Raw genomic sequence first — 25,561 nt, 5'->3', positions numbered from 1 at the left:
GCCCCCCGGCCACGGCGTGCGGACAGGCGCGGACCGTCCTTCAATGCCGGTCCCGCGCCTGCGCGCGGACTACGTCGGTGTGGTTACTTCTTGACTTCGATGCCGGTGAGGATCGGGTCGCCGTCCTGTGCGTACTGCACGTTCTGGACCTTCTCCGAGTAACCGGCGTTGACCTTGTAGTACCAGAGCGGGATGGAGGGCATGTAGTTCACCAGCTCCTTCTCGATCTTCTGGTACGCCGCGACGGAGTCGTCGAGCGAAGCCGCGGAGTCGGCCTTCTTGATCTCCGCGTCCAGGCCCTTGTCCGAGAAGTCACCCTGGTTACCAGCGGCGCCGGTACGGAACAGGTCCGAGATGAAGTTCGCGTTCACCGGGTAGTCGAGCACCCAGCCGGAGCGGTACAGGGACTTGACCTGCTTGTCGTCACGCGCGTTCGTGTCGGCCTGGAAGTCGGCCTTCGAGTCGGTGGCGCACTTGACACCGGTCGACTGCGTGATGCTGTTGCAGACCGCCTCGACCCATTCCTTGTGGCCGCCGTCGGCGTTGAACTGGATCGAGATCTTGTTGCCCGGGACGCCGCCGCCGTCCTTGATGAGCTTCTTGGCCTTCGCCGGGTCGTACTTGGTGACGTCGCCCGCGGCGTCCTTCTGGAAGCCGAGGACACCCTTGGCGACCCAGCCGGTGGCCGGCTCACGCGTGCCCTGGAGCACGGTCTTGGTGATCGTGTCGCGGTCGATACCCATCGACAGGCCCTGGAGGACCTTCGGGTCGATCTTCTTCCACTGGTCGGTGTAGAAGGCGACGGCGATCGTCTGGATGGCGGAGTACGCCTGGTCCACGGCGCGGTCACCGAGGTCGGACCGGTAGACCGGGAGGTCCTTCGGGCCGATCTGGCGCAGCACGTCGACGTTGCCGGACTTCAGGTCCTCGTAGGCGGTCTCGAGGGTGGTGTAGTTCTTGAAGACCACACCGCCGTTCTTCGCCTTGTCGGCACCCTTGTAGTCGTCGTTGCGGACGACCTTGATCTGCTTCTTGTGGTCCCAGCTGACGAACTTGTACGCGCCGTTGCCGACCGGCTTCTCGCCGGCGGCCTTCGGGTCCGCGTAGAAGGACTCGGGGAGCGGGGAGAAGACCGTGTAGCCGAGCTTGTACGAGAAGTACGGGAGCGGGGCGTTGAGCTCGATGGTGAACGTGTAGTCGTCCACCTTCTTCAGACCGGACATGGCGTCGGCCTTCGGCTTGGCCTTCGCGTCCGCGGGGTGGACGTCCTCGAAGCCCTTGATGTCGCCGAACCAGGACGCGTTGGTCTGGTTGTTCTTGATGTTCGCGGCCCAGTTCCAGGCCTTGATGTAGGACTCGGCCGTGACGGGGGTGCCGTCGTGGAACTTCCAGTCCTTCTTGAGCTTGACCGTCCAGAGCTTGCTGTCCTTGGTGTCGACAGACTCCGCGTTGATCATCTCAAGCTTGCCGGACGGGTCGTAGTCCACCAGCTGCGAGAAGATCGCGTCGGTGACAATGCTGCCGTTCGACTCCATCGTGTTGGCCGGCTGCAGCGGGTTCTGCGGCTCACCGACCTCGACGGAGAAGATGCCGTCAGCATTGACGGCACCCTTGGTGCCGCCCTTGTTGCCCTTGTCGGCGTCGTCGTTGCCGCCGCCACAGGCAGTCGCAGCCAGGGCGATGATGGCCGCTCCCGCGACCCACTTGGCGCTGTTGGCACCACGCATGGGTTTCCTCCTCATGAGTCCACTTTTGACTACAAGAAGGGCACTGGGTCGATTCACCGACACCCCTGACGGTGATCGTTTCAGTGCCCTTAGTGTGCTCGTGAGTCGGCACTCCCCACAGTGCGTGACCCATTGACCCGAGCTCAACGGAGCCAACTATTAAGTACGACTGGGCCGTAAACCACACTTAAAGGGTCTCGGTTTGACAACATCCATAAGCCGTGCCGACCAAAATCCGGACAAACTGATCCCAGACAGACACCCCCGAAACGGACTGTTAACACATGTTTCGGAGAGCGACGCCCGATAAACGAACACTTCTGTCTCGGATTCTGGACATGCGGTCGCCAAAAACCGGTTGACCAATGGCCAGGGCCCCCACAGTGTCTGTGAGGGCCCTGGCCTTCTGCAATGCCTGGCGCTGACGGATCGTCGGCCGAAAAGGGCCTACCCGCCGTCAGGTCAGTTGTGCTTGGCGCGCGACGCGGAACGGCCGCGCTGCTTCTGGTCGAGGACGACCTTGCGGATACGCACGGTCTCCGGGGTCACCTCGATGCACTCGTCGTCGCGGCAGAACTCGAGCGACTGCTCGAGCGACAGCTTGCGGGCGGGCACCACGTTCTCCGTGGTGTCCGCGGAAGCCGCACGCATGTTGGTGAGCTTCTTCTCCTTGGTGATGTTCACGTCCATGTCATCGGCGCGCGAGTTCTCGCCAATGATCATGCCCTCGTAGACCTCGGTGGTGGCCTCCGTGAAGATGACACCCCGCTCCTGGAGGTTGACCATCGCGAACGGCGTCACCACGCCGGCGCGGTCCGCCACCAGCGAGCCGTTGTGACGGGTGCGCAGCTCGCCGAACCACGGCTCGTGACCCTCGAACAGGGAGTGCGCGATGCCCGTGCCACGGGTCTGGGTCAGGAACTCCGTACGGAAGCCGATGAGGCCGCGGGACGGGACGATCCACTCCATGCGGACCCAGCCCGAACCGTGGTTCGTCATCGTCTCCATGCGGCCCTTGCGGGTCGCCATGAGCTGCGTGATGGCGCCGAGGTGCTCCTCCGGCGAGTCGATCGTCATGCGCTCGATCGGCTCGTGCGTCTTGCCGTCGACCTGCTTGGTGACCACCTGCGGCTTGCCGACGGTGAGCTCGAAGCCCTCCCGGCGCATGGTCTCGATGAGGATCGCGAGGGCGAGCTCACCGCGGCCCTGGACCTCCCAGGCGTCGGGGCGCTCGGTCTCCAGGACGCGGAGCGAGACGTTACCGACCAGCTCGCGGTCCAGACGGTCCTTGATCTGGCGGGCGGTGACCTTGTGGCCCTTGCCGCCCTTGCCGACCAGCGGCGAGGTGTTCGCACCGATGGTCATCGAGATGGCCGGCTCGTCGACCGTGATCAGCGGCAGCGCGATCGGGTTCTCGGTGTCGGCCAGGGTCTCGCCGATCATGATGTCCGGGATACCGGCGATCGCGCAGATGTCGCCCGGACCGGCCTTCTCGGCCGGCTTGCGGGTGAGCGCCTCGGTCATCAGGAGCTCGGTGATGCGGACGTTGGACTGCGTGCCGTCACGCTTGATCCAGGTGACCGTCTGGCCCTTGCGCAGCTCGCCCTGCTCGACACGGCAGAGCGCGATACGGCCGAGGAAGTTGTCGGCGTCCAGGTTGGTGACGTGGGCCTGGAGGGGCGCGTCCTCGTCGTACTCCGGGGCCGGGACCGCGGAGAGGATGGTGCTGAAGAACGGCTCCAGGCTGTCGCTGTCCGGCGGGACGGTGCCGTCCTCCGGCTTGGTCAGCGAGGCGACGCCGTCACGGGCGCAGGCGTAGACGATCGGGAACTCGATCTGGTCCTCATCGGCGTCCAGGTCGAGGAAGAGGTCGTACGTCTCGTCGATGACCTCGGCGATCCGGGAGTCCGGCCGGTCCGTCTTGTTGATGCAGAGGATGACCGGCAGCTTGGCCGTCAGTGCCTTGCGGAGCACGAAGCGGGTCTGCGGCAGCGGGCCCTCGGAGGCGTCGACCAGCAGCACGACCGCGTCCACCATCGACAGGCCGCGCTCGACCTCACCACCGAAGTCGGCGTGGCCGGGGGTGTCGATGATGTTGATCGTGATGACGTCGCCGCCATCCTTGGGGTGGTACTTCACGGCCGTGTTCTTGGCCAGGATCGTGATGCCCTTCTCACGCTCCAGGTCGTTCGAGTCCATCATGCGTTCGTCGAGGTTCTCGGCGGCGTGCGCGGCGAACGCGCCGGCCTGCTTGAGCATGGCGTCGACCAGCGTGGTCTTGCCGTGGTCGACGTGGGCGACGATGGCTACGTTACGGATGTCGTGGCGCGTGGGCATGGGTGGCTTGCGCTTCTCTCGGATCGGGGATTCAGGCGTCTTAGTCGGTCTTGAGTCCTCGTACGCCCGCCGGGCGGACGCGCCACGGCTAGTCCCATGGTACGGGGCGGGCGCGCCTGCGGCTTCCCGGGCGGTTTTGGCCTTGGCAGGACAGGCGCTCGGGCAGTCCTACCCGTGGCAGGACAGGCGCTCGGCCTCGCGTGCGGCGGCCGAGACGTCCTTGGTCAGCGGCTCCTCGCAGTTGAGGATTCCCGCGACGGTCTTGCTCCATGTCGATACATGGCCGACGGTCGGCTCACGGTGCTCGCCGCCTCTGCAGGTGTAGCGGAAATCCACATCGACCATCGTGACGGCGCTGTAGTTCACCAGGCGGGCGGCATGCCCGCTGACCTCGCCGCCGCCCTCGTCGACAGGCGCGTACGACCCCGGCTCCCCCAGCCCCGACCCGCCCTGCGGGTCGTCCCCCTTCTCCGCGAAGCCGAGGTGCACGCTCAGCGCGAAGAGCACGGCCTGCGAGTCCAGCCTCGGGCCGTCGGACGTCAGGGACGCCTGGTCCGTGCGCAGCCGCCGCATCGGCTCGGTCATCTTCGTGGGCTCGGCCGTGACGCGCTGCACATCGGTGACCCCGTTCAGCACGGATTGCTCCTGCATGTTGAACCAGGTGTACGTGCCGCCCTTGCACGCCCGTTCCTCGGGGGCGGCAACCTGCTCCGCGCCGGTCTCCGAAGCCGTCCGTGACCCGGCCGGCTTCGGTTTTCCGCTCGTGCCCGGTTCGTCCGGCGCCGAGCTGCAGCCGCTCGCGCCCGCGAGCATTCCCGCGACGAGCAGGGCCACCGCGCAGGTGAGAGCCCGCGTCCGCTTCATGTTTCCGCCCCCGTGATCAGTTCTTCCGGCGGAGTTCACCGGTGGTCGTGACCACGGTCCCCCGGGCGGTGCGCGCGGACGCGGGACTTGAGCAACTTCAGAGGTGGGGCTCCGAAGCCGCAGCTCCGAGGTGGGGCTCGGAGCGGGACTCCGCGGCAGGATCTACGGGGTTGGGGCCCCGGAATCCGGAAGGCGGAGTGGCTACCCGGGTCAGCGGGTGGACACAGCCTTGCCCGCCGGCAAGCCGGCGGGCAAGAGAATTGAGCCAGTTCTGAGCTTTCGCCGCTCCCCTGACCTGCTACTTCACCTGCTACTTCTTCCGATTGGCCGGGGCCCCCGCGGCCTGCGGCGTCTTGAAACCGATGTCCTGGTAGTGCGGCACCCCGAAGCCGAAGGCTCCGACGTTCACGAGCTTCTTGTCGGTCGCGACCAGCTGCGGGCGCTGATAGAGAGGAATCGATCCTGCGGCGGCCCAGATCCGGGCGTCCGCCTGCTTCATCAGGTCCCTGGCCGTACCCTCGTCGAGCTCCGAGACCGCCTGGTCGAAGAGCTGGTCGATGTGGTCCGTACCGACGCGGGTGTAGTTCTGCTCGACGAGCAGCGAGCCGTCGGTCGCGGGCACCGGCTTGGCGAAGATCGGGCGGTCGTCCGTGGCCGGGTAGGCGGTGGCGGGCCAGGAGTACAGCGCCAGGTCGTAGTCGCCGGATGCGATGTGGTCCTGGAAGTAGCTGTCGTCGGAGACCTTGGTGATCTCGGTGCGGATCCCGATCGTGTCGAGCATCGCCGCGATCTTGTCCCCGACGCTGCGCAGCGACTCGGAGCCCGCACCGGAGGGCAGGACGAACCGCAGGGTCAGCGGCTCGCCGTTCTTGCCGAGGGGACCGCGGGCCGAGTCGGCTGCCTGGGCGGGGGCGGCGGTGCCGGCCGGAGCGTAGGCGCCGGCGGCGCCACCGGGCTGCCGGTCCTGGGCCCGGACGTCCTCGGAGGTGCCCGTCCCGCCCAGGTGTCCGGCCTGGCGCAGCAGGGCGGCGCTCTGTACGGCGGCGGCGGGGGCGGGCGCGATGACGTGGGTGGCCGCGCCTTCGGCCTCGCCGGGCTTGTCGTCGTCGCCCACGATGTACAGACCCTCGTCGGGGGAGGGCTCGCGCCGGGCGGCGTCATTGGTCTTGCCGTCGTCCTGCGACCCGGCGGACTCCTCGCCCTCCTCCTTCTTCTCCTTGTTCTCCTTGTTCCCCTCCGCCTTCTTTTCTCCTGCCTTGTCCGCGTCCTTCTGCTTCTCGCCCTCGCTGCCGGCCTTGGTGCCGTCCGTCTTCCGGGTCGCGCCCTCGCGCGTCCAGCCCGCGTCGGCCAGCAGCGCCTGCGCCTCCTTGGTGTCCTGGCCGCCGAGTGCGTCACTGCCGTCCTTGTAGCCCGGCTGCCCGGCCAGGGCCAGATGGCTGCCGAGCGGGTCCGCGGGCAGGCCGAGCGGTTTGAGTACGGTGTCGGCGAGCTCCTGGCGGTCCAGGGCGCGGGCCACGGCCCGGCGCACCCGGTCGTCGGCGAGCGGCCCGGTCTCACCGTTCAGCGCGAGCTGGGTGTATGCGGGCTCCAGGGACTTGCGGACCACGTAGCCGCGCAGATCGCTCTGCTCGACGGCGTACGCCTCGGCGGCCCGGGCCTTCTCGTCCCTGGCCGCCTGAGCCTCCTCGGCCACGTCCTCGTCGGAGCCGTGCGCCAGCGCCCAGGAGCGCAGCGCCGCGGCCGGACTCGTCGCGGAGCCGGGGCCGTGGGCGGGCGGTGCGCCGTTGGCGCCGGTGTCCCGGGCCGCCTGGACGATGCGGTGGGCCGCCGCCGCGTCGATGTCGGCGACGTCGATCCTTCCCTCGGTCAGGGCCTCGGTGCGGTCCTGCGGCTTGACGGCCTTGAAGACCAGCGAGTCGAGCTTGGCCGGGCTGCCCCACCAGCGCGGGTTGCGGGTCAGCGTGACGGAGCCCGACTCCTTGTCCACGGTGCGCAGCCGGAACGGTCCGGCGGTCGCCTCGATGGTGCTCCGCGCGCCGTCGTTGAAGGCGTCCGGGGAACCCGTCACCTGCTTCGGGTAGAGAGGGGAGAAGAGGGAGCGCCAGTCCGCGTACGGCTTGGCGAAGGTGACCTTGACCTCGAGGTCGTCGGCGCCGCGTTCGATCTTCTCGATGCGTTCGTACCCGGCGTTGCGTGCGGTCCAGAACGCGGAGTCCTTGCCGCTCAGCGCCCGCCACTGGGCGACGAAGTCCGGCGCCCCGATCTCGCGGCCGTCGCTCCAGACCGCCTGCTGGTTCAGCCGGTAGAGCACGACCTGCTTGGGCTCGGTGTCGACCACCTTCGCGGATTCGAGGTAGTCGGGGTTCAGCTGCGGCCGGCCCTGGGCGTCCAGCGGGAAGAGGGTCGGCAGCAGGGCGCCGGTGATCCGGGTGGTGGCGCTGTCGGCGTCCGCCTGGAAGGCGTTGAGGGTGGCGGGCATCGCGTCGATCGCCCAGTTGACCGTGCCGCCCTCGGCGACCTGGGCGCGGGCCGCGGGTGCGACGTCCTGCGGGACGACGGCGGCGGTGCCGGCCTCGTCGCCGCCCGAGCTGCAGCCGGCCAGTACGGGGAGCGTGAGTACACCCGTGGTGAGGAGCGCGAGCGAGCGACGCTTTCGGGCCGTCCCGCGCGGGACGCCGACGTGGGACATAGCTGATACCTCCGGGGACGGCCCGGCCCACCCGTACCCGAATGAACCGTTCTAAGCGTGTTTGGTGGCATTTGCAGTTGATCACACTGGTTCCGCCCGTCCACTGAAAGCGCCCACGCGCGAGAGACGGCGCAGACACGGCGCAGCCACGCCGAACCTCACCCGTGCGGCGGAGCCCCGGCACCGGCCGGAATCCGACGCTCGCGGGAGCCGTACGGCCGCGCACCCAAGACGGGGCGGCCCGCTCCCTTCCCAAACCGGATGTGACGCGCGACACTCGCATGCGCATGAACGTGGCCACCCGCGACTGCGGAAGTGAGATCAAGTCATGTCACTGCAACACGAATTGACGGCGGTTCAGCACTGCCTCGACGACCTGGTCCGCACCGTCGGACGGCTGGAGCGGAGCCTCGCGCAACTGCGCGCGGCGGACACCGCCCCGGCCCCGCTCGACCCGGCCGGCCACGCCGATCCCGCCGACGGCGTCATCACGATCACCGAGGCGCCGTACGACACCACCCTGTGGACGGACTCGGACGACGAGGGTCTGGGCGTCCCCGGCAGGCACGCCCCCTAGACGGGGGCCCGACGAATGCCTGACAGCCCCTAGGAGAGTTCCTTGGCCACCGGTACGGAAGCAGGAACGGATTCAGGCAAGGACCCGGGCAGCACCCCGGGTACGGAACCGGGCAGGGAACCACGGCCCCCGGACAATCCCGCCGCCCGGACGGCGGGGGTGCACCACCCCACCCGGGCCGCCATCGCCGCCCGCCATCTGCGGACCGACCGCTGGTGGCTGGCTCCCGCCGTGACGGCGGGCGGACTGCTCGCCTTCATCGTCTACTCGACGTGGCGGGCGTTCTCGAACGCGGACTACTACGCAGCGCCGTATGTCTCGCCGTTCTACTCGCCCTGTCTGGCCGACAGCTGCGCGCCCATGCGGCACGGCCCGAACTGGGATCTCCTCGGCAGCTGGTGGGGGCTGTCCCCCGCCCTGCTGATCCTCATCTTCCCGCTCGGCTTCCGGCTGACCTGCTACTACTACCGCAAGGCCTACTACCGGGGCTTCTGGGCCTCGCCCCCGGCCTGCGCGGTCGCCGAGCCGCACCAGGCGTACAGCGGCGAGACCCGCTTCCCGCTGATCATGCAGAACATGCACCGGTACTTCTTCTACGCGGCGCTGCCGGTCGCCGGGATCCTCACGTACGACACCGTGCTCTCCTTCCGCGACGAGCACTACGCCTGGGGCCACATGGGTCTCGGCTCCCTGGTCTTCGTCATCAACATCGTCCTGATCTGGGCGTACACCCTGTCCTGCCACTCCTGCCGGCACATCATCGGCGGCCGGCTGCGGCACTTCTCCAAGCACCCCGTGCGCTACCGGCTGTGGGGCTGGGTGGGGCGGCTCAACGCCCGCCACATGCTGCTCGCCTGGGCCTCGCTGATCAGCGTGGCGGCGTGCGACTTCTATGTGTATCTCGTCGCCTCCGGCGCCTTCGACGATCCGAGGTTTTTCTGAATGACTGAGCTCGAACGGCAGCAGTGGGACGTCGTCGTGGTCGGTGCCGGAGGTGCCGGGCTGCGCGCAGCGATCGAGGCACGGGAGCGCGGAGCCCGTACCGCCGTCATCTGCAAGTCGCTCTTCGGCAAGGCGCACACGGTCATGGCGGAGGGCGGCATAGCCGCCTCCATGGGCAATGTGAACTCCGGGGACAACTGGCAGGTGCACTTCCGCGACACCATGCGCGGCGGGAAGTTCCTCAACCAGTGGCGGATGGCGGAACTGCACGCCAAGGAGGCGCCCGACCGGGTCTGGGAGCTGGAGACCTGGGGCGCGCTCTTCGACCGCACCCCCGAGGGGAAGATCTCCCAGCGCAATTTCGGCGGCCACGAATATCCGCGCCTGGCGCACGTCGGGGACCGTACCGGCCTCGAACTGATCCGCACCCTCCAGCAGAAGATCGTCTCGCTCCAGCAGGAGGACTACCGCGAATCCGGGGACTACGAGGCCCGGCTGAAGGTCTTCCAGGAGTGCACGGTCACCCGGGTGCTGAAGGACGGCGAGCGGGTCTCCGGCACCTTCTGCTACCAGCGGGAGTCCGGCCGGTTCTTCGTCCTCGAAGCCCCCGCCGTCGTCCTGGCCACCGGCGGCATCGGCAAGTCCTTCAAGGTCACGTCGAACTCCTGGGAGTACACCGGTGACGGCCACGCGCTGGCCCTGCTGGCGGGCGCGCCCCTGCTGAACATGGAGTTCGTGCAGTTCCACCCGACCGGCATGGTCTGGCCGCCCTCGGTCAAGGGCATCCTCGTCACCGAGTCGGTACGCGGCGACGGCGGGGTGCTGCGCAACTCCGAGGGCAAGCGGTTCATGTTCGACTACGTCCCCGATGTGTTCAAGGAGAAGTACGCGCAGTCGGAGGAGGAGGGCGACCGCTGGTACGAGGACCCGGACAACAACCGCCGCCCGCCCGAACTGCTGCCCCGCGACGAGGTCGCCCGCGCCATCAACTCCGAGGTGAAGGCGGGCCGCGGATCGCCGCACGGCGGGGTGTTCCTCGATGTGTCGACCCGGATGGACGCGGAGCGGATCCGGCGCCGGCTGCCGTCGATGTACCACCAGTTCAAGGAACTGGCGGACGTCGACATCACCGCCGAGGCGATGGAGGTCGGCCCGACCTGCCACTACGTGATGGGCGGCATAGCCGTCGACTCCGACACCGCCGCCGCCCTGGACGTGCCCGGTCTGTACGCGGCGGGCGAGGTCGCGGGCGGCATGCACGGCTCCAACCGGCTCGGCGGCAACTCCCTCTCCGACCTGCTGGTCTTCGGTCGTCGGGCGGGGCTGCACGCCGCCGCGTACGCCGAGGCCGCCGACGGCCTCCTGCCGGTGGTGGACGAGGCCCAGATCGACGCCGCCGCCTCGGAGGCGCTGCGCCCGTTCAGCGCGGAGGACCTCGCCGAGGGTGCGCCGGCGGAGAACCCGTACACCCTGCACCAGGAACTCCAGCAGACGATGAACGACCTGGTCGGCATCATCCGGCGGGCCCCCGAGATGGAACAGGCCCTGGAGAAGCTGGCCGGGCTGCGCGAGCGGGCCCGGCGTGCCGGGGTCGAGGGGCACCGGCAGTTCAACCCGGGCTGGCACCTCTCGCTGGACCTGCGGAACATGCTGCTGGTCAGCGAGTGCATCGCGCGGGCGGCCCTGGAGCGCACCGAGAGCCGCGGCGGCCACACCCGCGAGGACTGCCCGGACATGGAGCGCTCCTGGCGCCCGGTCAACCTGCTGTGCCGGCCGGCCGATGTCTCCGCCGCGCCGCTGGAGGGCCGGATCGACCTCGTACGCAAGGCGACCGAACCCATCCGTCCGGATCTGCTCTCCCTCTTCGAGAAGGAGGAGCTGGTCAAGTACCTCGCCGAAGAGGAGCTGTACGAGTGAGCAGCTACAACGCACGGTTCAGGGTGTGGCGCGGGGACACCGGCGGCGGCGGTCTGGAGGACTTCGAGGTCGAGGTCAACGACGGCGAGGTCGTCCTCGACATCATCCACCGCATCCAGGCCACCCAGGCGGGCGACCTCGCGGTGCGGTGGAACTGCAAGGCGGGCAAGTGCGGTTCGTGCAGCGCGGAGATCAACGGACGGCCGCGGCTGCTGTGCATGACGCGCATGTCGGTGTTCACCCGCGAGGAGACGATCACGGTCACCCCGCTGCGGGCCTTCCCCGTGGTGCGCGATCTGGTGACGGACGTGTCGTTCAACTACGCCAAGGCACGGGAGGTGCCGGCCTTCGTTCCCCCGGAGGGGGTGAAGGCGGGCGAGTACCGGATGCAGCAGATCGATGTGGAGCGCTCGCAGGAGTTCCGCAAGTGCATCGAGTGCTTCCTGTGCCAGGACACCTGCCATGTGGTGCGCGACCACGAGGAGAACAAGGCGGCCTTCGCCGGGCCGCGCTTCCTGATGCGGGTCGCCGAGCTGGACATGCACCCGCTGGACGCCGCCGCCGAGTCCGGTCTCGACCGTAGGGCGACGGCCCAGGAGGAGCACGGGCTCGGCCTCTGCAACATCACGAAGTGCTGTACGGAGGTCTGCCCCGAGCACATCAAGATCACCGACAATGCGCTGATCCCGCTGAAGGAGCGGGCCGTGGACCGCAAGTACGACCCGCTGGTGTGGCTGGGGAACAAGATCCGGCGGCGCGACCCGTCGTCCTGAGGGTGCACGGTCGCGGCGGCCCGGCGGGGCCGCCGCGACCGGCGGTCAGCCGAGCAGCTTGATGATCTCGTCCGTGGTGCCCCGCTCGCCGAGGCGCGGGAAGATCCGCTCGACGCTGTTGTCGTGGGCCTCGGCGTTCATGTCGGTCACCGCGTCCGTGGCGATCGTGACGTGATAGCCGTGCTCGTGTGCCGAGCGGGCGGTGGACTCGACGCCGATGCTGGTCGCGATCCCGGCCACCACGACCTGCGTGATCCCGCGGCGCCGCAGCCGGAGGTCGAGGTCGGTGCCGTAGAAGGCGCCCCACTGCTGCTTGGTGACGACGATGTCGCTCTCCTGCGGGCCGAGCTCGGGGACGATCTCGGCCCAGTCGGCGGCCGGCTTCCCGCCACCGGTGGGGCCCTCGGTACGGCCGGGCGCACCACCGGTGACACGGACCAGGACGACCGGGAGGCCCTTGGCCCGGAAGGCGTCGGCGAGGGCCGCGGAGTGCGCGATGACATCGGCGGCGGGGTGCGCGGTGGGAAAGCCGACGATGCCCTTCTGAAGGTCGACGACGATCAGTGCGGTCTTCGGGTCGAGAGTGGTCACGCTCATGGTGCTGGGGCTCCTTGGTCGGGTGGTGCTTACGGGGTGGGGGTGGGCGCCGCCTGTCGTAGATGTGCCTGCGGGGCGGGGGCGGACGCAGCCTGTCGCGGATGTGTCTGCGGGGCGGGGCCGACGCGGCCTGGCGTAGACGTGCCTGCGGGGCGGGGGCCGACGCGGCCTCCCGCGGATGTGTCTGCGGGGATGTCGCTCCGGGCAGCGGGTCGCGCTCGGTCATGAACCGACCAGGCGCTCGATGAGGGCGGCGGCCTCGGCGACGGTGCGCCGCTCCGCCCCGTCCAGTTCGGCGGCGACGGCCTCGGCGAGCCAGTTGCGCTTGGCGGCCCGGACCTGCGCGAGGGTCGCGCGGCCGGTGTCCGTGATCGACATGACCGACTTGCGGCCGTCGGCCGGATCGGGTGCCCGCTCGACCAGCCCCTGCCCCTCCAGCGCGCCCAGGGTCAGCCGCATGGACTGGGGGCGCACCAACTCGGCGCGGGCCAGACCGGCCGTGGTCGTCGGGCCCCCGTCGTCCAGCCGGGCCAGCACCGAGCGCTGGGCCGGCGTGAGCAGACTCTCCGACGACGAGGAGCGCAGCCGCCGCAGCAGCCTGCCGACCACGGCGGCGAGCTGGTTCGCCACCTCCTCGGCGGTCGGGTCGGCGGGCACGGCTGCGGACGGTCGCGTCATGCGTCCACCGTAAAAGATGCACAGGACATCTTGCAAGGTTACCTGCCGACTCCCGGGATGGCCTTGCTCCGCGCACGGCCCGCGATCTAGGGTGAATGCGCTTTCATAATGTGTACGTCGACGCCCCTGTCGGTACGCGTCGGTACGGAAGAAGAAGCGGACGGTCGGTCGAGTGAGCGCCCCAACGGTGTACGACGTCGCGGAGCGGTCGGGCGTCTCCATTGCCACGGTTTCGCGGGTCTACCGCACTCCGGAATCGGTACGCGCCCAGACCCGTGAGCGGGTCCTGGAGGCGGCCCGCGAGCTCGGCTACGTACCGAGCGGCAACGCACGGGGGCTGGCGAGCCGCACCACCGGAGTACTGGGACTCTGCTTCCCCGACTACGCCGACCCGGACGCCGAGGCCGACGCAGAGGCGGACAGCGACGCCGACGACGCGGTGATGCTCTACTCCGACCAGATCATCCGCGGCATGGAGCGCGCGGCCCGGCGGCACGGCTACGCGCTGCTGATCGCGGCGTCCCTGGAGGGCGGCCCCGAGAGCCTGGTGGCGAAGGTCGCGGGACGGGTCGACGGCTTCGCCGTCCTCGCGCAGACCGTGCCGACCGAGGACCTCGAGGTGATATCGCGCCGGCTGCCGGTGGTGATGCTCGCGGGGCCGCGCGAGATCGACCACCTCGACCACATCGTCGTCGCCAACGCCGACGGCGAGCGCGAGCTGACCCGTCACCTGATCGAGGACCACGGCCTGCGCAGGCTCGCCTTCGTCGGGGGCGACACCGATTCGCCCGACGCCGAGGCCCGCTTCCGCGGCTTCCGGCAGGCCTGCGGGGACGCCGGCCTTCCCGTACCGGACGAACCGGCGTTCCGGACGACGATGATGAAGCAGGCCGAGGGCGCACTGGCCGCCGACGCCCTGCTGGACCGGGAGGGGGAACGGCCGGAGGCGATGCTGTTCGCCAACGACCAGATGGCGGTCGGCGCCCTGCGCGCACTGGCGCGCCGGGGCGTGCGGGTGCCCCAGGACATGGCGGTGACCGGCTTCGACGGAATCCCGCTCAGCCGGATTGTCCAACCGCCGCTGACGACGGTCCGCCAGCCGATCCGCCAACTGGGCGAGCAGGCGGTCGAGTTGCTGGTTCAGCGGCTGAACAACAGCGGCCGCGACCCGGTATCGCTCACCCTCCCGGTCTCCCTGATCCGCCGCAGGAGCTGCGGCTGCGGCTGACGGCGGCTCTCTTCGCGACCGGCGGCGGGCACGTGCGCACCCACCCGCGACCACCCGTGCCACTTCGGGAGCGGCCACGGACGGGTGCGCCCACACGCACCCGCCCGTGCCCGCCCGTGCCCGCTAAGCCAGCCACTTCCCGAAGAACTCGCGCCGCGCCGCCACCAGCCCGGCCACCTCCTCGGCCAGCCCCGCGTGCTCGAAGTGCCCCGCCGCCAGCACCAGCAGCTCCCGCTCCCCCGCCAGCGCGTTGTACACGGCGAACTGCCCCGGCGGCGGCACGGACGGGTCGAACAGCGCGGCGGCCACCATCGTCGGCAGCTCCACGAGCCCCGCGGCCGTCGCGGCGTCGAAGTACCGCAGCACCTCCACGACCTCGGGATGCTCGCGGTGATACCCGCGCACGGACTCCCCGCTCCCCGCGCAGCGCAGCGTGAGCCGCAGCGGGTGGTTCCCGAAGGTGGGCACCGTCAGCTGCGCCGCCCCGATCCGGTCGTCCCACGGCAGGGCCAGCGCGCCGAGCCCTCCGCCGAAGCTCTCCCCGAGGAGGCCCAGCCGGCCCGTCCCCGCGAGCTCCGGCACCAGTTCCTGGAGCGCCGACGCCGCGCACCACAGGTCGGCCACGCAGTCGCCGATGACATACGTGTCACGCGACTCGATGCCGTGCAGCACATGCGCGGAGGAGACATCGGGGATGCCCGCCACGAGTCCGCGCGGCCCCGTCCCCCGTACGCACGGCAGGATCGCGGCCGACGAAGGCAGCGGCAGCGGCACATCGGGCCCGGGGCTCTGGCGGCCCCCGTACCCGTGCCCGATGACGAACCCGTGGCGCACCGGCTCCTCCACCGGAAGCGCCAGCCAGCCGCCGATCCGCACCCCACCGACGGAGTTGTACGTCACACCGTGGATCCGCACACCGTCGCGCTCGTCCTCCAGCGGGCCGATCTCCGGCTCCGTGGCGACCTTGCGGGCCGCGTCGTGGCGCGCGCGCCAGAAGTCGGCGAAGTCGTCCGGCGCGGGCGGCGCGGGCACGGCCTTCAGCTCGTCGAGGGTGCGCCCGTAGGCCGGATCAAAGGGGAAATCATGCGCGAACGAAGTCATGATCACGACACTATCCCCGTCCATTCGGCGGGCAGGATCCCGTCCATCCCGGCGCGGAACCAAAGGTGCGGAATCGGTCACACCCCCACCTTTTCGGCAAACGACACGCTTACCGTTGCAAACCGAACCAACAGGTGTCCAGCACGTTGCACGAGTGTGACCTAGCACCCTCTTGCGGATTCCTGAATCCCTGCCGCAGAGTGATGTATGCGCTTACAGGCAGCGCATACATTCGGATTGCTCAAGGAGGAGCCCTCCATGTCCCGCACCGCCAGAAATGCCTCCACCGGCATCGGTATCGCCGTCGTTCTCGCTCTCGGTCTGACCGCGTGCGGCAGCTCCGGGGGCGACGACGTCGCCGCGGACAAGAAGCAGACGCTCACCGTCTGGGCCATGGGGGCCGAGGGCGAGAAGCTCGCGGATGTGGCCAAGGTGTACGAGAAGGCCAACCCGAACATCACCGTCAAGGTGACCCCGGTCGGCTGGGACGTCGCCCACCAGAAGCTCGTCTCCGCGGCCGCCGCCGGCACCATGCCGGACGTGGCGCAGATGGGCGGCAGCTACATGGGCGAGTTCTCCGAGCTCGGTGTGCTGGAGCCGGTCGACACCAAGACCTTCCAGGAGAAGGACTTCTTCCCGGCCGGCTGGAAGCAGGGCGAGGTGGACGGCCAGGCGTACGGCGTGCCGTGGTACGTCGACACCCGCGTCCTCTACTACCGCACCGACCTGGCCGAGAAGGCCGGCATCACCAAGGCTCCGACCAACTGGAAGGAGATGCAGGCCCTCGCGACCGCCTACCAGAAGAAGGCGGACACCAAGTGGGGCCTGTCCATCCAGCCCAGCGGCCTGGACACGGTGCAGAACTTCTATTCCTTCCTGTACTCGGCCGGCGGCGAGATCGTCAACGACAAGGGCGAGGCCGTCATCGACAGCCCCGAGGCCGTCAGGGCGCTCAAGGAGTACGGCTCGTACTTCGACAAGGGTCTCTCCAACAAGTCCGTGCAGCCCGGCTATGACGTCGTGAAGGACTTCGGCAACGGCCGCGTCCCGATGTTCTTCGGCGGTCCCTGGCACGTCACCCTGATCAACGAGGGCCAGCCGCAGATCAAGGGCAAGTGGGCGGTGGCCAACGTGCCCGCCGACAAGTCCTCCACCTCGATGGCCGGCGGCTCCTCCCTGGTGATCTCCAAGGACAGCGAGCACAAGGCCGCGGCCACCGAGTTCATCAAGTACCTGACGGACACCAAGGGTCAGGCCGACTGGTACAAGCGCACCAAGGACCTGCCGGCGAACACCGCCGCCTGGACCTCGGGTGCCCTCGCCGACGACGCCGATCTGCAGATCTTCAAGAAGCAGATGGACACCGCCAAGTCCTCCCCGTCGCTGTCCAACCTGAGCGAGATCACCGACAAGGTCGACCAGGCGATAGCGAAGGTGACCCAGGGCAAGGCGTCCGCCGAGGACGCGCTGAAGACCGCGCAGTCCGAGATCGAAGGCCTCGTGAAGTAGGAGCCATGAGCACCACGACCGGAAAGGCCGCACAGCCGGCCAAGGTGCAGGCCGGGCCGGGGACCACGTCCCCGGCCGCCGGGCCCAAGGGTTCGCGACGTCGCAGGAAGCCCTCGATGGGCGTGCAGAACATGGCCGGCTGGCTGTTCTCCACCCCCTTCCTCGTGCTCTTCCTCGTCTTCATGGCCGTCCCGATCATCGCCACGCTGGTGATGAGCTTCACGGACTTCGGGCTGCGCAATGTGACGCACCCGCTGGACGCGAACTTCATCGGCTTCGAGAACTACACCAAGCTGTTCAGTGACGAGAAGTTCCTCAAGTCGCTGTTCAACACGGCGTACTTCGTGGTCGTCGGCGTGCCGCTGACGATCCTCCTCGGACTCGTCGTCGCCGTACTGCTGAACAACGGCATCGACAGGGCCCGCACCTTCTTCCGCGTCGGCTTCTACGCCCCGGTCGTCACCACCATCGTCGCGGTCGCCGTCGTCTGGCGCTTCGTACTCGATCCGAGCGACGGTCTCATCGCGGGCCTCTTCTCCGAGGTGGGCCTCACCGCACCGGACTTCCTGGGCTCCGAGAAACTCGCCATGCCCTCGATGATCGCGATGGCTGTCTGGCGCAACCTGGGCACGGTCATGGTGCTCTTCATCGCCGGCCTCCAGGCCATCCCCACCGAGGTGCGGGAAGCGGCACGGCTGGACGGCGCGAACATCTGGCAGGAGTTCAAGGGCATCACGGTTCCGCTGCTGCGGCCCACGCTGCTCTACGCCACGGTGATCACCACCATCGGCTACCTCAACGTCTTCGAGGAGCCCTTCGTGATGACGCAGGGCGGGCCCTCGGACTCGACGCTGACCGTCTCGCTGAACATGTACCGCGAGGGCTTCAACTTCTTCCACATGGGCTATGCGAGCGCCATGGCGTATGTCCTCTTCGTAGTGATCATGGGCATCACGGTGCTGCAGCTCCGACTGCTGAAGGACAACACGAAATGAGCGCCACCAGTGCACCGGGCGCCGTCTCGACGGCGCCGTCGAAGAAGCCCGGGAACGACGGGAGGCCCAGCCGCCCCAAGCGGCCGCGTTCGCTGAAGCGGGTCCTCGTCTACGTCCTGCTCTCGCTCGGACTGCTGATCATGTCGGCGCCGTTCCTGTGGATGGCCCTGTCCGCGTTCAAGACGACGAGCGAGCTGACCGCGAGCCCGCCGGTCTGGATCCCGACCGAATGGACCCTGGACAACTTCCGGGACCTGCTCGACAAGCTCGATCTGCCGCTGTACTTCATGAACTCGGTGATCGTGGCGGTGCTGGTCACCGTCTCGAACCTGGTGTTCTGCTCGATGCTCGGGTACGCCCTGGCCAAGCTGAACTTCGCCGGCCGCAACAAGATCTTCGGTCTGGTGCTGGGCGCCCTCATGGTGCCGGGCAACCTGATGCTGCTGCCGCTCTTCGTGCTGATGAGCAAGATGGGCCTGATCGACTCGTACGCCGGTCTGGTGCTGCCGTTCGCGGCGGGCGCCTTCGGGGTCTTCCTGATGCGGCAGTTCATGCAGTCGATCCCGGACGAGCTGCTGGAAGCGGCCCGGATGGACGGCGCCGGCGAGTGGTACATCTTCTGGCGGATCGTGATGCCGCTGGTCAAGCCCGCCCTGGCGACGCTGTCGATCTTCACGTTCCTGGGGTCCTGGAACAACTTCGTCTGGCCGCTCATCGCGACCAACGACCCCGACAAGTACACCCTCCCCGTCGCCCTGGCGACGTTCGCCACCGACCCGAACAAGGCGGGTGGCTCCAACGGCATGCTGATGGCCGGGTCCTTCCTGATCGTGCTGCCGGTGCTGGTCGTGTTCATCGCGCTCCAGCGGCACTTCACGCAGGGCATCGCCACGGCGGGCATGAAGTAGCCCGCCCCGGGCTGCCGGACCCCCTTCCCGGCAGCCCACCGATACATACGGGGCCGCGCGGCCCGCACCCCGCGCCGGCCACACCCCTCACGCACCAGAAGGACAGTTTGCGATGACTCACACCCAGGTCCCGTTCCCCGAAGGCTTCCTGTGGGGCGCCTCCACGGCCGCCCACCAGATCGAGGGCAACAACACCAACAGCGACTGGTGGGTCAAGGAGCACACCGCGGGCACCCACATCCAGGAGCCCAGCCTGGACGCCTGCGACAGCTACCACCGCTGGCACGAGGACATGGACGTGCTGGCCGGGCTGGGCTTCACCGACTACCGGTTCTCCATCGAGTGGGCCCGTATCGAGCCCGCCGAGGGCCAGTTCTCCCGGGCCGAGCTCGCCCACTACCGCCGCATGGTCGAGGGCGCCATCGAGCGCGGCCTGCGCCCCATGATCACCCTGCACCACTTCACCGTGCCGCAGTGGTTCGAGGCCCGCGGCGGCTTCACCGCCGAGGGCGCGACCGAGCTGTTCGCCCGCTACGTCGCGGCCTGCGCACCGGTCATCGGCGAAGGCGTCAGCCACGTCTGCACCATCAACGAGCCGAACATGATCGCCGTCATGGCGGGCCAGGCCAAGCGCGGCGACATCGGCTTCCCGCCCGCCGGCCTGCCGACCCCGGACGACGAGACCACCGTGGCCGTGATCGCCGCCCACCACGCGGCCGTCAAGGAGGTCAAGGCGATCAACCCCGACATCCAGGTCGGCTGGACCATCGCCAACCAGGTCTACCAGGCCCTCCCGGGTGCCGAAGAGGTCACCGCCGCCTACCGCCACCCCCGCGAGGACGTCTTCATCGAGGCGTCCCGCGGCGACGACTGGATCGGCGTGCAGTCCTACACCCGGACGAAGATCGGCACGGACGGCCCGATCCCCACCGCGGACGACGTCGAGCGCACGCTCACGCAGTGGGAGTACTACCCCTCCGCCGTCGGCCACGCGCTGCGTCACACCGCCGACGTCGTGGGCCACGACGTGCCGCTGATCGTCACCGAGAACGGCATCGCCACGGACGACGACAGCCGCCGGATCGACTACTACACCGGCGCGCTCAACGAGGTCGCCTCCGCGCTGGAGGACGGCCTCAACATCCAGGGCTACCTGGCCTGGAGCGCGCTCGACAACTACGAGTGGGGCTCCTACAAGCCCACCTTCGGCCTCATCGGCTGGAACCCGGAGACGTTCGAGCGGCTGCCGAAGCCGTCCGCCGTCTGGCTGGGCGAGATGGGCCGCACCCGCGCCCTGCCGCGCAACGCCGGCTGACACCGGCGCAACGCCGGTTTGCACCGGCCCCCTGACCGGGAGCACCTGACAGCTCCCGCGCGTACGGGGACCGGCGGAACCTGACATCCGCCGGTCCCCGTACCGCACCTTCCGCACCACCGCACCTTCAGCTTCACCGCACCAACGGCGCGGTCCGGGTCCCACAGCCCCGGCCGTGCCGACAGCCGTACCCGAAAGCGGCGGCGGAGGCGCGCCTCCGCCGCATCGAGCACGCCACGGAACTCCCCCATCCCCCTTCTGCCACCGGGAGCTGGACCTTCATGGACCGTCGCACGTTTCTCACCGCCGCCGGGACCGGGGCCGCGGCCCTGTCCCTCGGAGCCGTATCCGCGCCCTCGGCGGGCGCCGCCCCGCTCGGCCGCACCCCGGACCCGCAGCTGCTGCACTGGTTCCGCGACACGTACCGCTCGATCGAGGCCATGACGACCGGGCTCGGTCTCGCCGTCGACAAGATCGACGTGAGCGGACCGGGCGGCCCCGTCCAGTCACGCCAGACCTCGCCCACCAACATCGGCTGCGGCCTGTGGTCCACCGTCGCCGCCGCCGGACTCGGCGTGATCAGCGACGCCACGATGCGGCGCAGGCTGGAGCTCACCGTCCGGTCCGTCGAGAAGCTGGAGCGCCACCACGGCTTCTGGCTCAACTGGTACGACGCGCACGACGGTTCGGTGCTGACCCAGTGGCCCGGCACCGGTGATCCGGTCCGCCCGTTCCTCTCGTCCGTCGACAACGCCTGGCTGGTCACCGGCCTGCGCATCGCCGCGGACGCGGCTCCCGCGCTGCGTCCGCGCATCGCCCGCATCCTGGCGGACGCCGACTGGTCGTACTACTACACGCCCTACGATCCGGCCGACCCGGTCGCCGGCCCCGGCCAGCTGCGCGGTGGCTTCTGGACGGACACCGAGGAGCCCACCGGTCACCACTACGGGGCCCTCAACACCGAGCCGCGCATGGCCAGTTATCTGGGCATCGCGGACGGTTCGCTGCCCGCCGACCACTACTGGCACCTGCTGCGCACCATGGTCCCGGGCAACGGCCAGGAGCAGGAGCCGCAGGGCAGTTACGTGGCGATGGACGGAATCCGCGTCTGGCAGGGCCACTACACGCACCGCGGCCGCAGGATCGTGCCCACCTGGGGCGGATCGATGTTCGAGGCGCTGATGGTTCCGCTGTTCGTACCGGAGCCGGAGTGGTCGCCGCAGTCGTGGGGCCGCACCCATCAGCGCTACGTGCGCGGCCAGATCGAGCACGGCATGAAGGAGGCGGAGTACGGGTACTGGGGATTCTCGCCCGCCAACATCCCCGAAGGCGGTTATCAGGAGTACGGCGTCGACGCGCTCGGCATGCAGGTCGACGGGTACGCCTCCAACACCGACCGCACGTACACGACGGACGGAGCTCCGCTGCCGCCCGCGTCGGCGTTCACCAACGGGGTGGTGACCCCGCACGCCTCGTTCCTCGCGCTGCCGTACGCCCCGGCCGAGGCGATGGCGAACCTGCGGGCGCTGGACCGCGACTTCGGCGCGTACCACGACGGCTACGGCTTCCGGGACTCCGTCAACGTCTCCACCGGACGGGTCAGCGACTATCTGCTCGCCCTCGACCAGGGGATGATCGCGGCGGCCCTGGCCCAGGCGCTCCGCCCCGGCCTGCTGCAACAGCCGTTCCGGACGGGCGGGTTCCGTTCCCGGGTCCGGCCGCTGCTCGCCAAGGAGCGCTTCAGTATCTGAGCCCCCTGCCGGTACGCCGTCCGGTCGCCGCCCCGCGCGGCGACCGGACGGCGTGCGGCGCGCCCCACGAAGTGCCGGTGTGCCGTGGCAGTATGAGCGCCATGATGTCCCCCTGCCGAAAGGCCCATGCCGCGTAAGCGGCCCGGCGCGCTGCGCGCCGCCCCTGCCAGAACGCCCGTCTGGCTGTGCGAACCGGGCAGGATCGACTCGCTCTCGCTCGCCACCAGCGCCGCCGTCCGGCGCGTGGAGTACGCGCACGAGTGGTACGACATGTATCCCGGCGTCACCTCGCTCGCCCTGCTCCACTACCGGCGCTTCCTCGCCCGGCCCGGGCGCCTCCTGTATCCGAGCCTCGCCCTGTGCACGTGCCGAGGCTGCTCTCTCGACGACGTGACCCACGCACGCGACGCGCTGGCCGAGGTTCTCGCACTGCTGCCGGACCGGCCCCGGGCCGAGCTGTCCCGCCTGGTCACCCGACTGGACCGCGGGCTGCTGAGCCGGACCCTGCCCTGCCCGCACGCCGGGACGCATCCATGGCGCAGCCAGGCCTGGTGGCGGATGCGCCTGTACGACGGGGAGGTGGATCCGGCGTGAGGCGTGGTGCCGGTCCATCGCCGGGTCGCGGGCCACCGGGGGCGGACATAGCCTCGCAAACGTGATGCCGCCTGTGAGCCGAACCCGGATCCTCATACCGGGCCGGGCCCTGCTCGCCGTGTTGATGACGGTGTGCTGGCTGGCCCTTCCCGCCGCGACGAGCGCGCGCGCCGACGACCCCATCACGCTGTCCCGGGACGGCCAGATCACCGACAAGGTCGGTGCGCTCGGGGACCGCAGGCCCCAGGTGGTCACCGCGCTCGACCAGCTGTACGAGAAGCGCCGCATCCAGCTCTTCGTGGCGTACGTCCGTGACTTCTCCGGGCGCTCCGCGCAGGACTGGGCCGACCGGACGGCCGACCGCAACGGGCTCGGCCGCGACGACGTGCTGCTGGCCGTCGCCACCCACGACCGGCAGTTCGCCTACTCCGTCGACCAGGACTCCCGCTTCACCGACGCCCAGCTCCAGGACGTGGCGAGCACCGCCATCGAGCCGGCGCTCAGGGAGAACGACTGGGCGGGTGCCGCGATCGGGGCCGCCAACGGATACGCGGCCGTCCTGGCCGGCGGGCCCGTCCCCACGCCGGCGATCACGCCGGGCGCCGACGACCCCGGCACCGGCAAGTCCGTCGGGACGAGCGCCGGGGACCTGGTGCTGCCGATCGTCCTCGTCGGCGGCGCCGGAGCGGTCGCCGCGTACGCCTACACCCGGCGCAAGCGGCGCGCCGCCACCCGTACGACCCCGGGTGCGAAGGGCTGGGGACCGGCCGGGGCCGGGCAGGACGCCGCGCCGCCCCCCGCTCCGCTGCCGGAGCTCGACGCCCGCGCCAAGGAGACGCTCGTCGACACGGACGACGCGGTCCGCACGAGTGACGAGGAACTCGGTTTCGCCACCGCCCAGTTCGGCGAGGAGGCCGCCGCGCCGTTCACCGAGGCGGTCACGTATGCCAAGGGCGAGCTGACGGCGGCGTTCCGGCTGCGCCAGCAGCTCGACGACGCGTTCCCGGAGGACGACGCCACCCGGCGGCGGATGCTGGACGAGATCATCAGCCGCTGCACGGACGCCAATGCCCGGCTGGACGCGGTCTCCGAGGACTTCGACCGGCTCCGGGAGCTGGAACGCAACGCCCCGCAGGCGCTGGCGGCGGCCGAGAGCGCGTTCCGGGCGCTCGCCGGCCGGGTCTCCGCGGCCGGGGCCACGCTCGTCTCGATGCGCGGCAGTTACGCCCGGTCGGCGTCGGCCGCCGTCGCGGGCGACATCGAACAGGCCAAGGACCGGCTCGTCTTCGCGACTTCCTCGCTCAACCAGGCCCGGCAGGCGGCCGACAGCGGCGACAACTCCGCGGCGGCGGTGTACGTACGGGCCACCGAGGGTGCGATCGGCCAGGCGGCCACCCTCGTCGACGGCATCGACCGGCGTGCGCGGGAGCTCGGCGAGGCGGCGGGCAGACTGCCGGCCGCGCTCACCGAGATGGAGACGGACCTGGCCGATGCGGGCGGGCTGTTGGAGGGCACGGCGCAAGGGGTGTCCACCGCGGACCTCCGCGGCCGGATCGCCCGCGCGCAGTCCGTGGCCCGTGATGTGCGCCAGGAGGTGGGCGCCGGTCCGTACGACCCGATCGACGCCCTGCGCCGGGTGGAGGAGGCGGACGCGGCGCTGGACGAGGCGCTGGCCGGTGCGCGCGAACAGGAACAGGGCAGCCGGCGGGCCCGCTCACTGCTCGACCAGGCGATGCTCACCGCACGGTCGGCGATCGGTGCCGCCGCCGACTACATCACCACCAACCGGGGTGCGGTCGGCAGCGAGGCCCGGACCCGGCTGGCGGAGGCCCAGCGCCGGCTGGAGCGGGCCGGCGAACTGTCCAGGACGGACGACCCCCAGGCCGCGCTGGCCGAGGCGCAGCGGGCGGACGCACTGGCCGGGGAGGCGCGGAGTCTCGCGGAGCAGGACGTGCGCGCGTACGGAGGGCGCGGCGGACCGGGCGGCGGCATGCCGGGAGGCGGCGGCGCGGGCGGGGGCATGGGCGGTGCGGTCCTCGGCGGGATCATCCTCGGCGGGCTCCTGGGCGGCGGAGGCGGCCGGGGAGGCGGGTTCGGGGGCGGCGGCTTCGGCGGCGGGTTCGGCGGGGGCGGCGGACCGGGCAGCTTCGGCGGCGGGGGAACCCGCGGCCGGCGGGGCGGCGGCGGCCGCTTCTGAACACCGCCCGGGGACCCGCCCGGCGCGCTTCTGAACGGCGCCACGGGGACCCGCCCGGCGGAGCCTTACGCGTACACATCGCTTCGAGCCGCACGGCCGGACGCACAGGACCGGACACGCACGACCGGACACACAGGAGAGGTGCCATGACCAAGCAGACCATCCTCGGACGCGTCACCCAGCTGGCGAAGGCCAACATCAACGCCCTGCTGGACCAGGCCGAGGACCCGCAGAAGATGCTGGACCAGCTGATCCGCGACTACACGTCCAACATCTCGGAGGCCGAACAGGCCGTGGCCGCCACCATCGGGAATCTGCGGCTGATGGAGCAGGACCACCGCGAGGACGTCGAGGCGGCCGGGGAGTGGGGCGGCAAGGCGCTCGCCGCCAGCCGCAAGGCCGATGAGCTGCGGGCGGGCGGATCGGGCGCCGACGCGGACAAGTTCGACAACCTGGCCAAGGTCGCACTCGGCCGGCAGCTCCAGTCGGAGAAGGAGGCCAAGACCGCCGAGCCCACCATCGCCTCGCAGACCGAGGTGGTGGACAAGCTCAAGTCCGGCCTGGACCAGATGAAGGAGAAGCTGAAGGAGCTGAAGTCCAAGCGGGACGAGCTGGTCGCGCGTGCCAAGTCCGCGCAGGCACAGAACCAGATGATGGACTCCGTCAAGAGCATCAACGTCCTCGACCCGACCAGCGAGATCAGCAGGTTCGAGGACAAGGTACGGCGCGAGGAGGCCAAGGCGATGGGCAAGCAGGAGCTTGCCGCGTCGTCCCTGGACGCCCAGTTCGAGCAGTTGGACACGCTGGGTGCGAGCGCCGAGGTGGAGGCCCGCCTCGCCGCGCTGAAGACGGCCTGACGGCT

The 25,561-nt window shown here is 69.9% G+C and carries 20 protein-coding genes; 13 read left to right on the top strand and 7 right to left on the bottom strand.

Going from position 1 to position 25,561, the window contains the following annotated elements:
- Window positions 1–83 precede the first annotated feature (83 nt).
- The 4 genes from OG782_RS24580 to OG782_RS24565 form a co-directional block, all read right to left on the bottom strand.
- Window positions 84–1,727 (bottom strand): ABC transporter substrate-binding protein, encoded by a 1,644-nt coding sequence (locus OG782_RS24580; RefSeq protein ID WP_406454393.1) that lies wholly within the window; start codon window positions 1,725–1,727, stop codon window positions 84–86.
- Between the two features lie 462 nt (window positions 1,728–2,189).
- Entirely contained in the window at window positions 2,190–4,064 is a 1,875-nt protein-coding gene (typA, locus tag OG782_RS24575; RefSeq protein WP_406454391.1) for a translational GTPase TypA, read from the bottom strand.
- Between the two features lie 168 nt (window positions 4,065–4,232).
- The gene (locus OG782_RS24570) at window positions 4,233–4,928 is read right to left on the bottom strand and encodes a hypothetical protein (RefSeq protein WP_406454389.1); all 696 of its coding nucleotides are present in this window, start codon (window positions 4,926–4,928) and stop codon (window positions 4,233–4,235) included.
- A 310-nt stretch (window positions 4,929–5,238) separates the two neighbouring features.
- The gene (locus OG782_RS24565) at window positions 5,239–7,617 is read right to left on the bottom strand and encodes an ABC transporter family substrate-binding protein (RefSeq protein WP_406454387.1); all 2,379 of its coding nucleotides are present in this window, start codon (window positions 7,615–7,617) and stop codon (window positions 5,239–5,241) included.
- Between the two features lie 328 nt (window positions 7,618–7,945).
- On the opposite strand from OG782_RS24565, the gene OG782_RS24560 reads away from it, so the two are divergent.
- Genes OG782_RS24560 through OG782_RS24545 form a run of 4 tightly spaced genes read left to right on the top strand, consistent with a single transcriptional unit; the run spans window position 7,946 to window position 11,826 of the window.
- Complete coding sequence (locus OG782_RS24560; RefSeq protein WP_406454385.1) at window positions 7,946–8,194, top strand: hypothetical protein; 249 nt, start codon at window positions 7,946–7,948, stop codon at window positions 8,192–8,194.
- Window positions 8,195–8,236: 42 nt separating this feature from the next.
- On the top strand, window positions 8,237–9,136 hold the full coding sequence (locus OG782_RS24555; RefSeq protein ID WP_406454383.1) for a hypothetical protein: 900 nt from the start codon (window positions 8,237–8,239) through the stop codon (window positions 9,134–9,136).
- Window positions 9,137–11,053, top strand: a complete 1,917-nt coding sequence (locus OG782_RS24550; protein ID WP_406454381.1) for a fumarate reductase/succinate dehydrogenase flavoprotein subunit — start codon at window positions 9,137–9,139, stop codon at window positions 11,051–11,053. It abuts the gene before it with no gap.
- A complete protein-coding gene (locus OG782_RS24545) occupies window positions 11,050–11,826 on the top strand; it encodes a succinate dehydrogenase/fumarate reductase iron-sulfur subunit (protein WP_406454379.1) in 777 nt (258 codons plus the stop codon). The genes OG782_RS24550 and OG782_RS24545 overlap by 4 nt, the downstream gene beginning before the upstream one ends.
- Before the next feature lie 45 nt (window positions 11,827–11,871).
- Here the strand turns inward: OG782_RS24545 and OG782_RS24540 are convergent, their stop codons facing one another.
- Both OG782_RS24540 and OG782_RS24535 read right to left on the bottom strand, forming a co-directional pair.
- Window positions 11,872–12,423, bottom strand: coding sequence for an isochorismatase family protein (locus tag OG782_RS24540; protein WP_406454377.1), 552 nt, complete (start codon window positions 12,421–12,423; stop codon window positions 11,872–11,874).
- 222 nt (window positions 12,424–12,645) lie between these two features.
- A complete protein-coding gene (locus tag OG782_RS24535) occupies window positions 12,646–13,101 on the bottom strand; it encodes a MarR family winged helix-turn-helix transcriptional regulator (protein ID WP_406454375.1) in 456 nt (151 codons plus the stop codon).
- 172 nt (window positions 13,102–13,273) lie between these two features.
- On the opposite strand from OG782_RS24535, the gene OG782_RS24530 reads away from it, so the two are divergent.
- On the top strand, window positions 13,274–14,329 hold the full coding sequence (locus tag OG782_RS24530) for a LacI family DNA-binding transcriptional regulator (RefSeq protein WP_406454373.1): 1,056 nt from the start codon (window positions 13,274–13,276) through the stop codon (window positions 14,327–14,329).
- A 123-nt stretch (window positions 14,330–14,452) separates the two neighbouring features.
- On the opposite strand, the gene OG782_RS24525 is transcribed toward OG782_RS24530, so the two are convergent.
- Entirely contained in the window at window positions 14,453–15,430 is a 978-nt protein-coding gene (locus OG782_RS24525) for an acetylxylan esterase (RefSeq protein WP_406454371.1), read from the bottom strand.
- A gap of 258 nt (window positions 15,431–15,688) precedes the next feature.
- Here OG782_RS24525 and OG782_RS24520 point away from each other — a divergent pair, with 258 nt between their 5' ends.
- The 8 genes from OG782_RS24520 (at window position 15,689) to OG782_RS24485 (ending at window position 25,556) form a co-directional block, all read left to right on the top strand.
- The gene (locus OG782_RS24520) at window positions 15,689–16,939 is read left to right on the top strand and encodes a sugar ABC transporter substrate-binding protein (RefSeq protein WP_406454369.1); all 1,251 of its coding nucleotides are present in this window, start codon (window positions 15,689–15,691) and stop codon (window positions 16,937–16,939) included.
- A gap of 5 nt (window positions 16,940–16,944) precedes the next feature.
- Entirely contained in the window at window positions 16,945–17,934 is a 990-nt protein-coding gene (locus OG782_RS24515) for a carbohydrate ABC transporter permease (RefSeq protein WP_406454367.1), read from the top strand.
- Window positions 17,931–18,842 carry a carbohydrate ABC transporter permease gene (locus OG782_RS24510; protein WP_406454365.1) on the top strand — a complete coding sequence of 304 codons (912 nt, stop codon included), beginning with the start codon at window positions 17,931–17,933 and terminating at the stop codon, window positions 18,840–18,842. Before OG782_RS24515 ends, OG782_RS24510 begins: the two co-directional genes overlap by 4 nt.
- Before the next feature lie 112 nt (window positions 18,843–18,954).
- Window positions 18,955–20,157 carry a glycoside hydrolase family 1 protein gene (locus OG782_RS24505; RefSeq protein ID WP_406454363.1) on the top strand — a complete coding sequence of 401 codons (1,203 nt, stop codon included), beginning with the start codon at window positions 18,955–18,957 and terminating at the stop codon, window positions 20,155–20,157.
- 281 nt (window positions 20,158–20,438) lie between these two features.
- The gene (locus OG782_RS24500) at window positions 20,439–21,908 is read left to right on the top strand and encodes a glucoamylase family protein (RefSeq protein WP_406454361.1); all 1,470 of its coding nucleotides are present in this window, start codon (window positions 20,439–20,441) and stop codon (window positions 21,906–21,908) included.
- 126 nt (window positions 21,909–22,034) lie between these two features.
- Window positions 22,035–22,502 carry a hypothetical protein gene (locus OG782_RS24495; protein WP_406454359.1) on the top strand — a complete coding sequence of 156 codons (468 nt, stop codon included), beginning with the start codon at window positions 22,035–22,037 and terminating at the stop codon, window positions 22,500–22,502.
- A gap of 73 nt (window positions 22,503–22,575) precedes the next feature.
- Entirely contained in the window at window positions 22,576–24,699 is a 2,124-nt protein-coding gene (locus tag OG782_RS24490) for a TPM domain-containing protein (RefSeq protein WP_406454357.1), read from the top strand.
- A gap of 146 nt (window positions 24,700–24,845) precedes the next feature.
- On the top strand, window positions 24,846–25,556 hold the full coding sequence (locus tag OG782_RS24485; protein ID WP_406454355.1) for a PspA/IM30 family protein: 711 nt from the start codon (window positions 24,846–24,848) through the stop codon (window positions 25,554–25,556).
- The last annotated feature ends 5 nt before the right edge of the window (window positions 25,557–25,561 follow it).

This window comes from Streptomyces sp. NBC_00876 (assembly GCF_045207435.1).
Classification (GTDB): domain Bacteria; phylum Actinomycetota; class Actinomycetes; order Streptomycetales; family Streptomycetaceae; genus Streptomyces.
Note: the sequence above shows the minus strand (reverse complement) of the source record. Positions and strands in the feature narration are given on the sequence as shown.

Bases quoted from the DNA above. Each gene is read 5' to 3' on its own strand.
- OG782_RS24580 (WP_406454393.1), bottom strand. From the start codon at position 1,727: ATGCGTGGTGCCAACAGCGCCAAGTGGGTCGCGGGAGCGGCCATCATC.
- typA (WP_406454391.1), bottom strand. From the start codon at position 4,064: ATGCCCACGCGCCACGACATCCGTAACGTAGCCATCGTCGCCCACGTC.
- OG782_RS24570 (WP_406454389.1), bottom strand. From the start codon at position 4,928: ATGAAGCGGACGCGGGCTCTCACCTGCGCGGTGGCCCTGCTCGTCGCG.
- OG782_RS24565 (WP_406454387.1), bottom strand. From the start codon at position 7,617: ATGTCCCACGTCGGCGTCCCGCGCGGGACGGCCCGAAAGCGTCGCTCG.
- OG782_RS24560 (WP_406454385.1), top strand. From the start codon at position 7,946: ATGTCACTGCAACACGAATTGACGGCGGTTCAGCACTGCCTCGACGAC.
- OG782_RS24550 (WP_406454381.1), top strand. From the start codon at position 9,137: ATGACTGAGCTCGAACGGCAGCAGTGGGACGTCGTCGTGGTCGGTGCC.
- OG782_RS24540 (WP_406454377.1), bottom strand. From the start codon at position 12,423: ATGAGCGTGACCACTCTCGACCCGAAGACCGCACTGATCGTCGTCGAC.
- OG782_RS24535 (WP_406454375.1), bottom strand. From the start codon at position 13,101: ATGACGCGACCGTCCGCAGCCGTGCCCGCCGACCCGACCGCCGAGGAG.
- OG782_RS24525 (WP_406454371.1), bottom strand. From the start codon at position 15,430: ATGACTTCGTTCGCGCATGATTTCCCCTTTGATCCGGCCTACGGGCGC.
- OG782_RS24520 (WP_406454369.1), top strand. From the start codon at position 15,689: ATGTCCCGCACCGCCAGAAATGCCTCCACCGGCATCGGTATCGCCGTC.
- OG782_RS24515 (WP_406454367.1), top strand. From the start codon at position 16,945: ATGAGCACCACGACCGGAAAGGCCGCACAGCCGGCCAAGGTGCAGGCC.
- OG782_RS24510 (WP_406454365.1), top strand. From the start codon at position 17,931: ATGAGCGCCACCAGTGCACCGGGCGCCGTCTCGACGGCGCCGTCGAAG.
- OG782_RS24505 (WP_406454363.1), top strand. From the start codon at position 18,955: ATGACTCACACCCAGGTCCCGTTCCCCGAAGGCTTCCTGTGGGGCGCC.
- OG782_RS24500 (WP_406454361.1), top strand. From the start codon at position 20,439: ATGGACCGTCGCACGTTTCTCACCGCCGCCGGGACCGGGGCCGCGGCC.
- OG782_RS24495 (WP_406454359.1), top strand. From the start codon at position 22,035: ATGCCGCGTAAGCGGCCCGGCGCGCTGCGCGCCGCCCCTGCCAGAACG.
- OG782_RS24485 (WP_406454355.1), top strand. From the start codon at position 24,846: ATGACCAAGCAGACCATCCTCGGACGCGTCACCCAGCTGGCGAAGGCC.